Here is a 15,073-nt window from a genome sequence, read left to right on the forward strand (position 1 = left end):
TTGTGCTGTGACCGAACGGATTTCGCAATACCGCAACGATGGATTGACCTTCGACGTCATCGACTCCGGCCCCATCGACGGTGACGTGGTGGTCCTGCTGCACGGCTTTCCGCAGACCGCGCAGTCGTGGTCGACGGTAGCGGAACTGTTGAATGCCAAGGGTTTCCGTACGCTGGCACCCAATCAGCGCGGCTACTCTGCGGGCGCGCGGCCGGCCGGCCGGCGGCAATACACCTCCGACAAACTCGTGGGTGATGTGGTGGCGCTGATCGAACTCACCGGTGGTCCGGTGCACGTGGCCGGACACGATTGGGGTGCTGCCGTGGCCTGGTCCCTGACCGCCACCCGGCCGGAACTGGTGCGCACCCTCACCGCGGTGTCGGTGCCGCACCCGGGCGCCTTCCTCAAAGCGATGGTGGTCGGCAGCCAGGCGCTGCACTCGTACTACATGGGCATCTTCCAGCTGCCTCGGGTGGGGGAATGGTTTGCGCGCCTTGCCATGCCGCGCAGCGGCATGCCGCAGGAGGCGCTGGCCATCTCCCGTGCCGATGTGCTCGACGGCGGATCGCTGACCACCGCGCTCAACTGGTATCGGGCATTGCCCTTCACCTCACCCGGATCGGCGTCCAAACCGGTAACCCGCCCGACCACGTACATCTGGAGTGATGACGACATCGCGCTGGGCCGCAAGGGTGCGCTGTTGACCGAGCGTTACGTACACGCGCCCTACACGTTCGAAATCGTCGAGGGGGCCGATCACTGGCTGCCCGACCGGCACCCCGACCGCGTCGCTCAGGCCATCCTCGAGCGCACCGCCACCGGCTAGCTGACGCGTTTGGGCAGTTTCCAGCCCGGCCGTGGGAAATGGCAGGTGTAGCCGTTGGGAATGCGCTCCAGGTAGTCCTGGTGTTCGGGCTCGGCCTCCCAGAAATCCGGGGCCGGCGTCACTTCGGTGACCACCTTGCCCGGCCAGAGCTTGGACGCGTCCACATCGGCGATGGTGTCCTCGGCCACCCGCTTCTGCTCGTCGTCCAGGTAGAAGATGGCCGAGCGGTAGCTGGTGCCGACGTCGTTGCCCTGCCGGTTACGGGTGGACGGATCGTGGATCTGGAAGAAGAACTCCAGCAGTGTGCGGAAGTCGGTCTTCGCCGGGTCGTAGACGATCTCGACGGCCTCTGCGTGGCCCGGGTGGTTGCGGTAGGTGGGGTGGTCATTCTGGCCGCCGGTGTACCCGACCCGCGTGGTCAGCACGCCCGGCTGCTTACGGATCAGGTCTTGCATTCCCCAGAAGCAGCCGCCGGCCAGGATCGCGGTTGCGGTGTCACTCATGTCATCCAGAGAAGCCGAGTCTGTACCGATGCGCAAGTGTGAGGCTCTCGACAAACCTCGGTAGAACGTGTTCTAGTTTTTCTGTGACGGGCAACACCTTCAGCCGCGACGAGCTGGTCGCCGCATTCGAAGTCTTCGAGCAGACCGTGGATCGAGCCGCACAGACCCGCGACTGGGATCCGTGGACGAACCACTACGCCGAGGACGTGCTGTACATCGAGCACGCCATGGGCACCATGCACGGCCGCGAGGAGGTGCGGCCGTGGATCTGGAATACCATGGAGTCCTTCCCGGGTAGCTACATGACGGCCTTCCCGTCGTTGTGGAAGGTGTACGACGAGGCGACCGGCCGGGTGATCTGCGAGCTGGACAATCCGATGCGCGATCCCGGCGACGGCACCATCATCGGCGCCACCAACATCTCGATCGTGACCTACGCCGGGGACGGGCTGTGGAGCCGGCAGGAGGACATCTACAACCCGATGAAGTTCGTCGAGGCCACCGTGAAGTGGTGCAAGAAGGCCCGGGAGCTGGGCACGCTGCCCGAGGAAGCCGACGAGTGGATGCGCAAGTTCGGCGGTGGAGGACGGCCGTGAGCGCCCTGGTCATCGGAGCCAATGGCTACCTCGGCTCGCACGTCACCCGGCAGCTGGTGGAGGCCGGCGAGGACGTCCGGGTGATGGTTCGCAAGGGCGCCGACACCATCGGCATCGATGATTTGAACGTCACCAGATTCGAGGGCGACATCTGGGACAACGACACGATCCGCGCAGCGATGACCGGTGCGGACGTCGTCTACTACTGCGTGGTGGACACCCGGGGCTGGCTGCGTGATCCGTCGCCGCTGTTCCGCACCAACGTCGAAGGCACCCGCAATGTCCTCGATGTCGCAGTGGAACCCGAGATCCTTTCGGGTCTCAAGAAATTCGTTTTCACCAGCAGTTATGCCACGGTTGGCCGCAAGCGTGGCCGGGTGGCCACCGAGCAGGACATCATCTCGAACAGGGGTTTGACCCCGTACGTCCGTTCTCGGGTACAGGCCGAGAACCTGGTGCTGCAGTATGCCGCCGAGCGTGGTCTGCCGGCGGTGGCGATGTGTGTGTCCACCACGTACGGCGGGCGGGACTGGGGACGGACCCCGCACGGCGCGATCATCGCCGGTGCGGCTTACGGCAAGCTGCCGTTCGTGATGAGCGGGATCGAACTGGAGGCCGTTGGTGTCGACGACGCGGCGCGGGCGCTGATTCTGGCCGCTGCCAAGGGAACTCGGGGTGAGCGCTACCTGATTTCGGCCAAGATGATCAGCAACGCGGAGGTGGCCCGAATTGCCGCCGCCGAAGCCGGGGTGCCGGCGCCGACCAAGTCGCTGCCGCTGCCGGTGACCTACGCGCTGGCCACCGTGGGCACCGTCAAGGGCCGGCTCAAGGGCACCGATGAGCACATGTCGCTCGCATCGCTGCGGTTGATGCGGGCCGAGGCGCCGGTGGACTGCACCAAGGCCAAGCGTGAATTGGGTTGGCAGCCCGGTCCTGTCGAAGATGCGGTGCGGGACGCGGCCAGGTTCTGGGTAGGCGTGCGTGCGGCGCGGCGGGCGGCCAAGAAGCAGGTCGGCTGAACAACGCGCCGTGCAGCGTTAAGTCGTTGTCCGCCAAGTGTTGATCAGGCTAGCGTCGGAGTCATGACGGACAAGCTGCAGGTGGATCTGACGGGCGCGCCGCAGACGATGCTGGCGACGCTGTACGGCAAGGCAGTCGATGCCGATCTGCCGCATTCGGTCTTGCATGACACCTATGCCCGCGATGTGGTGGCTCGGCTCGACTACGACTGGTCGCGCACCACCATCACTGCGGCCAACTCGCCCGGTGTGACGCTGCGGTCCGCGCACTTCGATAAATGGGCCCGCCAGTTTCTGGCAGTACATCCGGAAGCTGTTGTGCTGCATCTCGGTTGCGGTCTGGACAGCCGGTACTACCGGTTGGATCCGGGCCCGGGCGTGGACTGGTACGACATCGACTACCCGGCGGTGATCGACCTACGGCGTCAGTTGTACCCTGCTCGCGAGCACAATCAGCTGGTCGCGGCGTCGGTGACCGATCCTGCGTGGCTGGCCGAAATACCCACGGACCGCCCGGTGCTGATGCTGGCCGAAGGCCTCACGATGTATCTGTCCGAGGCGGACGGGCAGGCGTTGTTGCGGCGGATCGTGGACCACTTCGCTTGCGGGGAAATCCAATTCGATGCGTTCAGCAGGTTGGGCGTAAAACTGCAGTGGACCAACGGCGTGGTACGGCGCTCGGGGGCGACGTTGGAGTGGGCCATGGACACACCGGACGACGTGTTGTCGGCGGTGCCAGGGTTGCGGCTGATGTCGTGGACGTCAGCCTTCGACGCCAGTGGCTACGAGCGACTGCCGGCCGCCCTCCGGTTTGCCGCAGCGGCGATGCGGATGATTCCCGGCGCACGTTATATGTCGCAGTACCACCGATATTCGTTCGGCTGAGGAGTGTGGCCGCTTCCTGACGAGGCCGGCAGCCTTAGCTCTCGGCGCGGGCCTTCAGACGCTCCAGGGTCAACCGGATGTGCTCGGCGTTCGCCGATTCGCGGTCGCTGATCCCGGTGGCCAGCCCGCCGATTCCTTTGAACCACCATGGGCGGTCATCCCAGGTGGATTCTGTTACCTGGCAGCCCTTTTCGGTCGCGGCGATGTCGTAACGCCACTGTGCGATCGGGACCGCGAACGACGTGACCTTGAATCCGAAGACCTGGGAGGGCACGGCATCGGTCACCGTGCACGTGGTGGTCCAGGTCTTCGTCCCGTTGCGGTTGTGTCCCTTGAACACCGCGCCGGGTGTCGCTGACGAGCCCTTCTGCCATTGCATGGCGTGTGTCTCCTCGGCCAACGATGCCATCGTCTGTAGGTCGGTGATCAAGGCGTACACGGCGGCTGGATCGGCCGCGATCGCAATGGATTCAGTGACGGCTGCGGGGCCTGGAGCGCTCATGCTGGGATCGTAGGGGACTGGTCAAGATCTGAGGTGATGCTGGGCCGATCGGGCGACGTAGTGAATGTCGCGCGCGTCAATTTCGTTGTCAGTGTTGGTGAAAAACATTGCGGTGACTGGTGGCGGGCAGAAGAACTGCACAGTGCCAGTACAGCTCATTCTTATGTTGCCGCGTAACGGTTGACACGTCATCGCGCGATATGACGTGTGACGGCACCTTCCATGAAGGAGTGAGTGATGAGCTTTAAGAAGTTGGTCGCAACCGTGGCTCTTACCGGTGCGGCCTTTGCCGGTGCAGGTATCGGCGTTGCGAATGCACAGCCCGGCGGTCCGTGCCCGCCGGGTGCGCCCTGTGGACCCGGCGGTCCGGGCGGCGGGGGTGGCCCGCACGGTGGACCCGGAGGCCCGGGCGGACCCGGAGGGCCAGGCGGTCCTGGTGGACCTGGTGGTTGGCACCCGGGACCGGGTGGCCCCGGTGGTCCTGGCCCGGGTGGTCCTGGCGGTCCCGATTGGCACCCGGGTGGCCCAGGCGGCCCCGGTGGTCCTGGCGGTCCCGATTGGCACCCGGGTGGTCCGGGTGGTCCTGGTGGTCCCGATTGGCACCCGGGTGGCCCAGGCGGTCCCGGCGGTCCTGATTGGCACCCGGGCGGTCCGGGCGGCCCCGGTGGGCCGCGTGACTGGGGTCCAAGGCCTCCCGATGCCTTCGGTGGGTGGCACAACGCCCCGTGGGGCGATGGACCGGCCCCTTGGGGTTGGGGCGCGCCGCCGCGGGTCGGCTGGGGTGGTCCATTCCCGCCTCCGGGTGGGGTTTGGAACGGAGGCCCGGTGAACTACTGGGGCTTCAACCAGATGCCGGTGTGGGACCCGGGCTTCAACGCCTGGGGAATCTGGCTCTTCGGAATCTGGATCCCGCTGTAAACCGTACATAGTTGCCGTCAGCCCGAGCCTGTCGTCGGTCGTGTCCCCGCAAAGTGGACGCGCCGACGGCAGGCTTCGGCTATTGGCGGGCGCCTGTGGAAATGGCGATCACCGGATAAGTGTTCAACCAATATGACCGAACGCCCCGTTCTCCTACCCAGCACCGAACATCCCATCACCATCACGGCCACCGTGGGCCATGTCACGGTCCGTGTCGACGGCCGCGTCGTTGCCGAAACCGACGCTGCGTTGACTTTGCAGGAATCGAATTATCCAGCGGTCCAATATATTCCGCTCTCCGACGTCGACCAGGCGGCACTGACCGAGAGTGTCACCACGACGTATTGCCCGTACAAGGGCGAAGCCAACTACTTCGACGTGCTCGGTGTTCCCGACGTCATCTGGACGTACCGGCTGCCCTATGACGCGGTCGGCCAGATCGCCGGGCACGTTGCGTTCTACCCGGACAAGGCCGATATCGCGCTGAGCTGAAATGCCGCCGACACCTACGCTGAAGCAGTGCCCACTGCGAGCGTCGTATTGGACGGGCCGGCCGGCCTGAGCCAGACGCTGTCACCGCTGCGTCGTGGCGGGCAGGACCCGACCTTCCGGACCGTCTCCGGCGTGATCTGGCGGACCAGCCTGATGCAAACCGGCTCGGTCACCGCTCGGTTGGGCGCCCGTGCGGACACCGCGGAGTGCGAGGTGTGGGGTGACGGTGCGGCCGAATTCATCGATCGACTGCCGGCACTGGTTGGCGCCGAGGACGATGCCAGCGGATTTCATCCGACCGAACCGACCATTGCCGAAGCGCTCCGGCGGGTACCGCAGCTGCGACTGTGCCGCACCGGGCGGGTGCTGGAGGCGCTGATCCCGGCAGTCGTCGAGCAGCGAGTGGCCGGCATGGATGCGTGGACGGCGTGGCGACGACTGGTCACCCGGTTCGGGGCGCCCGCACCGGGCCCCGCGCCGGCCGGAATGCGGGTGCCACCGAGCGCAGATGTCTGGCGTCGCATTCCGTCGTGGGAGTTCCACCGTGCCAATGTCGATCCGAGCCGTGCCCGCACCATCGTCGGATGTGCCCAGCGTGCGGACTCCTTGGAGCGATTGAGCGCGGTGACCGCGCGTCGGGCGCTGACGTCGTTGCCGGGCATCGGTGAGTGGACTGCGGCGGAGGCCGCACAGCGGGCGTTCGGCGATGCCGACGCGCTGTCGGTGGGTGACTACCACTTGGCCAAGATGATCGGTTGGACGCTGTTGGGGCACCCGATCGATGACGCCGCGATGGTCGAGATCCTGGAGCCCCTGCGCCCGCACCGCCATCGCGCGGTTCGGATCCTGGAGGCCAGCGGCCTGGCGCGCAATCCGAGATTCGGTGCGCGCCAGGCAATTCCGGTCCTGCGTGATATCTAGTCGGAATCCCCGTTGCCGAACAGCAACGGGTAAGCCGCCCCGGCGATTGCGGCGCCCACGAGCGGTGCCAACCAGAACACCCACAGCTGCGATGGCGCGCCATCACCGTTGAAGAATGCCACCGCGGTGGAGCGAGCGGGGTTCACCGAGGTATTGGAGATCGGGATCGAGATCAGGTGGATCAGGGTCAGAGACAGGCCGATTGACAATCCGGCGAAACCCTTCGGTGCCCGGGCGTCGGTGGACCCCAGAATCACCAGCAAGAACACCGCGGTCAGCACCACCTCGGCGATGATCACGGACGTCAGATTGAAGTGCTCGGGCGAATGGTCGCCGAACCCGTTCGCGGCCATGCTCCCGGTGGCTGCCCACCCCTTTTGTCCACTACCGATCCAGTAGATCAGCCCACCGGCGATCAGGCCGCCGATCACCTGCGCCACCCAATAGGCCGGCAGTGCTTTCCACTCGATCCGCCGGGCCAGCGCCGCGCCCAAGGTCACCGCCGGGTTGAAGTGTCCGCCGGAAATGCTGCCGAACGCATAGACGCCGGTCAGCACAGTCAGGCCGAACGCTATTGCGACGCCGAGGAATCCGATGCCCACCGAACTGTGCTCAGTGGGGTTGGCTGCGAACACCGCGGCGCCACATCCGCCGAGGACCAGCCAAAATGTACCGATGGCCTCGGCCGTGAGCCGACGACCCATGCTGGGAGCACTCATTGCTGCAACCTCCATTCGAATCACGAAAAGCGGACAGGGGCAATGCCGTTCGAGCGTCTCACTGCTGACTCACAGGCTTGCCCGTTGTTGCCGAATGTTTGCTCAACAGAGACGTTGCGTGATTCAGCGGTATCCGGTGACGCGCGCGATCAGGGCGACCTTGCCGTCGTTGCCGATGGCTTGGGCGTCGGCCACTCCACTACGCCGTCCCGCGCGCAGAACTGTTGCGGTGTAATGCGATTCGTTACCCGCGAAGAACTGGCGCAGAAAGTTGACGCGGACCGAGGCGGTGCTGAGCGGGTCGCTGCCGCGATCCGCGTTCAGCGCCGCGGTCCCGACCAATTCCAGTCCGGCCGAGGCGATTCCGCCGTGAATGATGCCCAGGGTGTTGTTCAGCACGGGATCGGGATGCTGCAGCAGCACCGCCTTGCCGGGAGCCGGCACGGTGACCGCCATCAGGTCGGCGAGCCCGGTGTGTGGTGACGGGTCGGTCGGTGGGTTGGTCATCCTGTTCAAGTCGCGGGCAGCAGCTTCGGGTGCGTGCAGATGCACTGAGCGGACCGTGCCGACGCCGATCACCGTGGATCCGTGGCTCAGCCGGCAGCGGCCGAGTGCGGTGTCGCCCTTCTCTCCGGTTGGCCACGCGGTGGCGACCACCCGGATATCGGGCCGTGCGGCGACGGTCGCTGCCGCTTCAGGGCTCAATTCCAGGGCCAACTCGGTGGAGACGGTCCACTCGTCGGGCTCGCGGCGGTGGTGATTGACCAGCCCGCACGCGTGGTCGACCAGCACGGTCAAGGTGGCGAGCGTGGGCATCCCGGTCAGCGGGTTGGTCAGGCCGTGGACGGCGATGCTGGAGACGCACCGCTCGTCGGACAGATCGAGGGTGTCGATACCGAAGCGGCCGATCGGGGAATTCAGCGGGTGACGCATCGCATCCCAGCCTGACAATGGCGAGGTCTGAATATACCCAGTAGGGGTATGCAAAAGCTGCCCGACCGGAGGCCGGGGTGGCGACCGGGTCGAGCGCGGGCGAGGGCGGGGTCGGCGACGCCAGCCGCGATGTGTCAAAAACTCTGCCAGGCAGTGGGTTACGGTCCGCGTCCGAAGCGGCCGGATCCGGCGGCGGAGACGGTGGTGGAGACGTAGATCGGACCGTCGATCGAGGGGCTGAATCGGTGGTGTTCGGCACTTCTTTAAGAATCTGAGCAAGCTTTCGGCAAATCAAAAAGTCGCCGTTACGTGTGCGAATATGTATCATGGCAAATGATTGACCCTGGTTGTGGCCAGTGGTGCAGGTGAGCATCTGTGGGTAGCGGGGCCAATCGATTGGCGAAAGCTCAAGGGCTTCAATAGAATTAGCCGCACCAACGGATGTATCCATGGGGTTGCGAGGCAGTGCGGCAGCAACCCCATTTAGGTCTGCCTAAGTTGGCATGTCAGGCCGGGTTTGTCATATCGTTTTGTCTCAACTTGTGGCGAGCGGGAAAGCCCGTCGTTCAGTGCTGCACGCTGGCATGCTCGTCGCTCGGTCCGCTGACGTCGCTGAGGCGGCAGTCAGGGCGATGCTTCGTAATGAAGATGTGAAGGGTTAGGTGCGAATGACGCCGCAGCACGGCGGGCCCAGCAAGGTCGGGCTGTACAACCCCGCGTACGAGCATGACGCCTGTGGCGTCGCCATGGTCGCGGATATCCACGGACGTCGCAGCCGGGACATCGTCGATAAGGCGATCACCGCACTGCTGAACCTGGAGCACCGCGGAGCCGCAGGTGCGGAGCCGAACACCGGCGACGGTGCGGGCATCCTGCTGCAGGTTCCCGACGCGTTCCTGCGTGCTGTGGTGGACTTCGAGCTGCCCGCCGAGGGCAGTTACGCCACCGGCATCGCGTTCCTGCCGCAGTCCTCCCGCGATGCCAAGCTGGCCTGCGAAGCGGTGGAGAAGATCGTCGAGGCCGAGGGCCTGCAGGTCCTGGGCTGGCGCGATGTGCCCTCCGACGACTCCTCGCTGGGCGCACTGGCGCGTGACGCCATGCCGACGCTGCGTCAGATCTTCATCGGCGGCGCCTCCGACATGGACCTCGAGCGCCGGGTCTTCGTCATCCGCAAGCGTGCCGAGCACGAGCTGGGCACCAAGGGTCCGGGCCAGGACGGCCCCGGCCGCGAGACCGTGTACTTCCCGAGCCTGTCCGGCAAGACCATCGTCTACAAGGGCATGCTCACCACCCCGCAGCTCAAGGCGTTCTACCTGGACCTGCAGGACGAGCGGATGACCAGTGCGCTGGGCATCGTGCACTCGCGGTTCTCGACCAACACGTTCCCGTCCTGGCCGCTGGCGCACCCGTTCCGCCGGGTCGCGCACAACGGTGAGATCAACACCGTCAACGGCAACGAGAACTGGATGCGGGCCCGTGAGGCGCTCATCCACACCGACGTCTTCGGGTACCACAACGACCTGAACAAGATCTTCCCGGTGTGTACCCCGGGGGCCTCGGACACCGCCCGGTTCGACGAGGCTCTCGAACTCCTCCACCTGGGTGGCCGTCCGCTGCATCACGCGGTGTTGATGATGATCCCCGAGGCCTGGGAGCGCAGCGAGTCGATGGACCCCGCCCGGCGGGCGTTCTACCAATACCACTCCGCGCTCATGGAGCCGTGGGACGGCCCGGCGTCGATCTGCTTCACCGATGGCACCATGGTCGGCGCTGTACTGGACCGCAACGGCCTGCGTCCCTCCCGTATCTGGATCACCAACGACGGCCTGGTCGTCATGGCCTCCGAAGCCGGCGTGTTGGACCTGGACCCGTCGACCGTGGTCAAGAAGATGCGCCTGCAGCCCGGCCGCATGTTCCTCGTCGACATGGAGCAGGGCCGGATCGTCGACGACGGCGAGATCAAGGACGCGCTGGCCGCCGAGCACCCGTACCAGGAGTGGCTCGACAACGGTCAGTTCCACATCGATGACCTGCCTCCGGGCGACTACGTCAAGATGCCGCACCACCGCGTGGTGCTGCGACAGCAGGCCTTCGGTTACACCAACGAAGAGGTCACCCAGCTGATCGCACCGATGGCGCGAACCGGCGCCGAGGCGCTGGGCTCGATGGGTACCGACACTCCGATCGCCGTGCTCTCGCAGCGGCCGCGGATGTTCTACGACTACTTCCAGCAGTTGTTCGCGCAGGTCACCAACCCGCCGCTGGATGCCATCCGGGAAGAGGTGGTCACCAGCCTCTCGGGCGTTGTCGGCCCCGAGGGCGATCTGCTCAACCCGGACGAGAACTCCTGCCGGCAGATCGTGCTGCCGCAGCCGATCCTGCGTAACGCCGATCTGTCCAAGCTGATCTGTGTCGACCCCGATCACGAGATCCGCGGCCGTAAGCACGGTATGCGGGCCGCGGTGGTCCGCTGCCTGTACCCGGTCGCCGACGGCGGTGATGGGCTCAAGCGTGCGCTGGAAGAGGTGCGCAACAAGGTTTCGCAGGCCATCCGCAACGGCGCACGGATCATCGTGCTGTCCGACCGCGAGTCCACCGAATGGCTGGCGCCGATCCCGTCTCTGCTGTCCGTCTCCGCGGTCCACCACCACCTGGTCCGGGAACGCACCCGTACCCAGGTCGGCCTGGTGGTCGAGACCGGTGACGCCCGCGAGGTGCATCACATGGCGATGCTGGTCGGCTTCGGTGCCGCCGCGATCAACCCCTACATGGCCTTCGAGACCGTCGAGGACCTGGTCGACCGCGGCATCATCACCGGCCTGAGCAGTGATGCGGCCAAGGCCAACTACGTCAAGGCGGCCGGCAAGGGCGTGCTGAAGGTGATGTCCAAGATGGGCATCTCGACGCTGGCCTCCTACACCGGTGCCCAGCTGTTCCAGGCCGTCGGTATCAGCCAGCGGGTGCTCGACGAGTACTTCGCCGGAATCTCCTGTCCGACCGGCGGTATCGACCTCGATGACATCGCCGCCGATGTCGCGGCCCGCCATGAGCTGGCCTACCTGGACCGCCCCGACGAGTGGGCACACCGCGAGCTGGAGGTCGGTGGTGAGTACCAGTGGCGACGTGAGGGCGAGTATCACCTGTTCAACCCGGACACGGTGTTCAAGCTGCAGCACTCCACCCGTACCGGGCAGTACTCGGTATTCAAGGAGTACACCAAGCTGGTCGACGACCAGAGTGAGCGGATGGCTTCGCTGCGTGGCCTGCTGAAGTTCAAAGACGGTGTGCGCCCGTCGATTTCGATCGACGAGGTGGAGTCGGCCAGCGAGATCGTCAAGCGATTCTCCACCGGTGCGATGAGCTATGGCTCGATCTCGGCCGAAGCTCACGAGACCCTGGCCGTGGCGATGAACCGCCTTGGCGGACGGTCGAACTCGGGTGAGGGCGGCGAGAACGTCGAACGGTTCGACCGGGATCCCAACGGAGACTGGCGCCGTAGTGCCGTCAAGCAGGTGGCCTCGGCCCGGTTCGGTGTCACGTCGCACTACCTGACGAACTGCACCGATATCCAGATCAAGATGGCTCAGGGCGCCAAACCCGGCGAGGGTGGCCAGCTTCCGGGGCACAAGGTGTACCCGTGGGTGGCCGAGGTCCGGCACTCGACCCCGGGTGTCGGCCTGATCTCGCCGCCGCCGCACCACGACATCTACTCGATCGAGGACCTGGCGCAGCTGATCCACGATCTGAAGAACGCCAACCCCGAGGCCCGCGTCCACGTGAAGCTGGTGTCGGAGAACGGCGTAGGGACGGTTGCCGCTGGAGTTTCCAAGGCCCACGCCGACGTCGTGCTGATCTCCGGCCACGACGGCGGTACCGGCGCCACCCCGCTGACCTCGCAGAAGCATGCGGGCGCGCCGTGGGAGTTGGGTCTGGCCGAGACGCAGCAGACCTTGCTGCTCAACGGTCTTCGGGACCGCATCGTGGTGCAGGTGGACGGCCAGCTCAAGACCGGCCGGGACGTGGTGATCGCCGCGCTGCTCGGTGCCGAGGAATTCGGCTTCGCCACCGCACCGCTGGTGGTCTCTGGCTGCATCATGATGCGGGTCTGCCATCTCGACACCTGCCCGGTGGGTGTGGCCACCCAGAACCCGGTGCTGCGTGAGCGGTTCACCGGTAAGCCCGAGTTCGTCGAGAACTTCTTCCTCTTCATCGCGGAAGAGGTCCGGGAACTCATGGCACAGTTGGGTTTCCGCACCGTCAATGAGATGGTCGGACAGGTCGGCGCACTGGACAGCACGGAGGCGGCGGCGCACTGGAAGGCCCACAAGCTGGACCTGGCGCCGGTGCTGCACGAGCCCGAGTCGGCGTTCATGAAGCAGGACCTGTACTGCACCAGCAGCCAGGACCACGGCCTGGACAAGGCGCTCGATCAGCAGCTGATCACCGAGTGTCGTGAGGCCATCGAGTCCAAGGTCCCGGTACAGCTGTCGCTGAAGATCACCAACGTGAACCGCACCGTCGGCACCATGCTGGGCCACGAGGTCACCAAAGCCCATGGCGGTGAAGGTCTTCCGGACGGAACCATCGACATCACGTTCGACGGTTCGGCCGGTAACAGCTTCGGTGCCTTCCTGCCCAAGGGCATCACACTGCGGGTCAACGGCGATGCCAATGACTATGTCGGCAAGGGCCTTTCGGGTGGACGCATCGTGGTGCGCCCGTCGGAGGATGCCCCGGCCGACTTCGTGGCCGAGGACAACATCGTCGGCGGCAACGTGATCCTGTTCGGTGCCACCAGTGGCCAGGCCTTCCTGCGCGGTGTGGTGGGCGAACGGTTCGCCGTCCGTAACTCGGGTGCGTACGCGGTTGTCGAGGGAGTCGGCGACCACGGCTGCGAGTACATGACCGGCGGCAAGGTCGTCATTCTCGGGTCCACCGGGCGCAACTTCGCCGCGGGCATGTCCGGCGGTATGGCCTACGTGTACGACCCGCAGGATGCCCTGCCGGGCAATATCAACGGCGATATGGTCGACCTCGATGCTCTGGATGCCACCGACGAACTGTGGCTGCACGAGATGATCACGGCCCATGTCGATGCAACGGAATCGGCTGTGGGACAGCGGATTCTCAGCGATTGGCAGAGTGAGAAGGAGCAGTTCATCAAGGTGATGCCACGCGACTACAAGCGGGTGCTGGATGCGATCGCCGGGGCCGAGGCCGCCGGCGAGGACGTCGGCGAGGCGATCATGGCGGCCGCTCGTGGCTGATCCGAACGGCTTTCTCAAGCACACGCATCGTCAGGGGCCGGTCCGCCGGCCGGTCGACCTGCGCCTCAAGGACTGGAAAGAGGTCTACGAGGACTTCGATCACGCCACCCTGCAGGTGCAGGCCTCGCGCTGCATGGACTGCGGTATCCCGTTCTGCCACAACGGTTGTCCGCTGGGGAACCTGATCCCCGAGTGGAACGACCTGGTCTATCGGGACCGCTGGCGCGACGGCATCGAGCGGCTGCACGCCACCAACAACTTCCCGGAGTTCACCGGGCGGCTGTGCCCGGCGCCGTGTGAGGCGTCGTGCGTGCTGGGCATCAACCAGGACGCGGTGACCATCAAGCAGGTCGAGGTCGAACTCATCGACAACGCCTTCGAGCAGGGCTGGGTCAAGCCGCTGCCGCCGGGGGAACTGACCGGCAAGACCGTCGCCGTGGTCGGTTCCGGACCGGCCGGACTGGCTGCCGCACAACAACTGACCCGTGCCGGCCACACCGTCACAGTCTTCGAGCGGGCCGACCGCATCGGTGGCCTGCTGCGCTACGGCATCCCCGAGTTCAAGATGGAGAAGCGCCACATCGACCGTCGTCTGGAGCAGATGACGGCCGAGGGCACGCAGTTCCGCGCCGGTGTGAACGTCGGCGTGGACATCACCGTCGAGCAGCTGCAGGACGACTTCGACGCGGTGGTCCTGGCCGGCGGTGCCACCGCCTGGCGTGACCTGCCGATCCCGGGCCGCGAGCTCGACGGCATCCATCAGGCCATGGAGTACCTGCCGTGGGGCAACCGGGTTCAGTTCGGTGACGATGTGCTGGGACCGGACGGTGAGCCGCCGATCACGGCCAAGGGCAAGAAGGTCGTCATCATCGGTGGTGGTGACACCGGCGCGGACTGCCTGGGCACCGCACACCGGCAGGGTGCCGAGAGCATCCATCAGTTCGAGATCATGCCGCGCCCGCCGGAGGAGCGCGCCGACTCGACCCCGTGGCCGACCTACCCGCTGATGTTCCGGGTGTCCTCGGCGCACGAAGAGGGCGGCGAGCGCGTGTTCTCGGTGAACACCGAGGAGTTCATCGGGACCGACGGCAAGGTATCGGCACTGAAGGTGCACGAGGTCGTCATGAACGCGGGCAAGTTCGAGAGGGTCGAAGGTTCGGACTTCGAACTGCCCGCCGACGTCGTCTTCCTGGCCATGGGCTTTGTGGGTCCAGAACGCGACGGACTCCTTACCGAGCTGGGTGTCGAGCTGACCGACCGCGGCAACGTGGCTCGTGACAACGACTTCCAGACCACGGTGCCGGGCGTGTTCGTGGCCGGTGACATGGGCCGCGGGCAGTCGCTCATCGTGTGGGCCATCGCCGAGGGTCGTGCCGCGGCCGCCGGGGTGGACCGCTTCCTGATGGGGCAGAGCGCTCTGCCTGCACCGATCAGGCCGACGGCAGCGCCGCAGCGATGAGTGCTTGCGCGAAGAGCCGATGACGGCGATAGA

General features: G+C 65.8%; 13 protein-coding genes. 9 read left to right on the top strand and 4 right to left on the bottom strand.

The window, feature by feature from the left end:
- Positions 1-7 precede the first annotated feature (7 nt).
- Positions 8-826, top strand: a complete 819-nt coding sequence (locus tag ABIA30_RS18460) for an alpha/beta fold hydrolase (RefSeq protein ID WP_370067959.1) — start codon at positions 8-10, stop codon at positions 824-826.
- Here ABIA30_RS18460 and msrA read toward each other — a convergent pair.
- A complete protein-coding gene (gene msrA / locus ABIA30_RS18465; protein WP_370067961.1) occupies positions 823-1,329 on the bottom strand; it encodes a peptide-methionine (S)-S-oxide reductase MsrA in 507 nt (168 codons plus the stop codon). The genes ABIA30_RS18460 and msrA overlap by 4 nt on opposite strands.
- 83 nt (positions 1,330-1,412) lie before the next feature.
- On the opposite strand from msrA, the gene ABIA30_RS18470 reads away from it, so the two are divergent.
- From ABIA30_RS18470 to ABIA30_RS18480, 3 genes are all read left to right on the top strand, one after another.
- Entirely contained in the window at positions 1,413-1,925 is a 513-nt protein-coding gene (locus ABIA30_RS18470) for a nuclear transport factor 2 family protein (protein ID WP_370067963.1), read from the top strand.
- Positions 1,922-2,944, top strand: coding sequence for an NAD-dependent epimerase/dehydratase family protein (locus ABIA30_RS18475; protein WP_370067965.1), 1,023 nt, complete (start codon positions 1,922-1,924; stop codon positions 2,942-2,944). The genes ABIA30_RS18470 and ABIA30_RS18475 overlap by 4 nt, the downstream gene beginning before the upstream one ends.
- Positions 2,945-3,007: 63 nt before the next feature.
- On the top strand, positions 3,008-3,829 hold the full coding sequence (locus ABIA30_RS18480) for a class I SAM-dependent methyltransferase (RefSeq protein WP_370067967.1): 822 nt from the start codon (positions 3,008-3,010) through the stop codon (positions 3,827-3,829).
- A 34-nt stretch (positions 3,830-3,863) separates the two neighbouring features.
- Here the strand turns inward: ABIA30_RS18480 and ABIA30_RS18485 are convergent, their stop codons facing one another.
- The gene (locus ABIA30_RS18485; protein WP_370067969.1) at positions 3,864-4,331 is read right to left on the bottom strand and encodes an SRPBCC family protein; all 468 of its coding nucleotides are present in this window, start codon (positions 4,329-4,331) and stop codon (positions 3,864-3,866) included.
- A 237-nt stretch (positions 4,332-4,568) separates the two neighbouring features.
- Here ABIA30_RS18485 and ABIA30_RS18490 point away from each other — a divergent pair, with 237 nt between their 5' ends.
- The 3 genes from ABIA30_RS18490 to ABIA30_RS18500 all read left to right on the top strand — a co-directional run bounded on the left by ABIA30_RS18490 (position 4,569) and on the right by ABIA30_RS18500 (position 6,662).
- Positions 4,569-5,249 (top strand): chitin-binding protein, encoded by a 681-nt coding sequence (locus tag ABIA30_RS18490; RefSeq protein WP_370067971.1) that lies wholly within the window; start codon positions 4,569-4,571, stop codon positions 5,247-5,249.
- A gap of 132 nt (positions 5,250-5,381) precedes the next feature.
- Positions 5,382-5,741, top strand: coding sequence for a DUF427 domain-containing protein (locus ABIA30_RS18495; protein ID WP_370067973.1), 360 nt, complete (start codon positions 5,382-5,384; stop codon positions 5,739-5,741).
- A gap of 27 nt (positions 5,742-5,768) precedes the next feature.
- The gene (locus ABIA30_RS18500; RefSeq protein ID WP_370067974.1) at positions 5,769-6,662 is read left to right on the top strand and encodes a DNA-3-methyladenine glycosylase; all 894 of its coding nucleotides are present in this window, start codon (positions 5,769-5,771) and stop codon (positions 6,660-6,662) included.
- Here ABIA30_RS18500 and aqpZ read toward each other — a convergent pair.
- Positions 6,659-7,381 carry an aquaporin Z gene (gene aqpZ, locus ABIA30_RS18505; protein WP_370067975.1) on the bottom strand — a complete coding sequence of 241 codons (723 nt, stop codon included), beginning with the start codon at positions 7,379-7,381 and terminating at the stop codon, positions 6,659-6,661. The two genes, ABIA30_RS18500 and aqpZ, sit on opposite strands and share 4 nt — an antisense overlap.
- Before the next feature lie 123 nt (positions 7,382-7,504).
- A complete protein-coding gene (locus ABIA30_RS18510) occupies positions 7,505-8,314 on the bottom strand; it encodes a PaaI family thioesterase (protein WP_370067976.1) in 810 nt (269 codons plus the stop codon).
- Positions 8,315-8,982: 668 nt separating this feature from the next.
- On the opposite strand from ABIA30_RS18510, the gene gltB reads away from it, so the two are divergent.
- Both gltB and ABIA30_RS18520 read left to right on the top strand, forming a co-directional pair.
- The gene (gltB, locus tag ABIA30_RS18515; RefSeq protein ID WP_370067977.1) at positions 8,983-13,581 is read left to right on the top strand and encodes a glutamate synthase large subunit; all 4,599 of its coding nucleotides are present in this window, start codon (positions 8,983-8,985) and stop codon (positions 13,579-13,581) included.
- Complete coding sequence (locus ABIA30_RS18520) at positions 13,574-15,040, top strand: glutamate synthase subunit beta (protein WP_370067979.1); 1,467 nt, start codon at positions 13,574-13,576, stop codon at positions 15,038-15,040. The genes gltB and ABIA30_RS18520 overlap by 8 nt, the downstream gene beginning before the upstream one ends.
- Positions 15,041-15,073: the final 33 nt, after the last annotated feature.

The organism is Mycobacterium sp. MAA66 (assembly GCF_041261665.1).
GTDB lineage: Bacteria > Actinomycetota > Actinomycetes > Mycobacteriales > Mycobacteriaceae > Mycobacterium.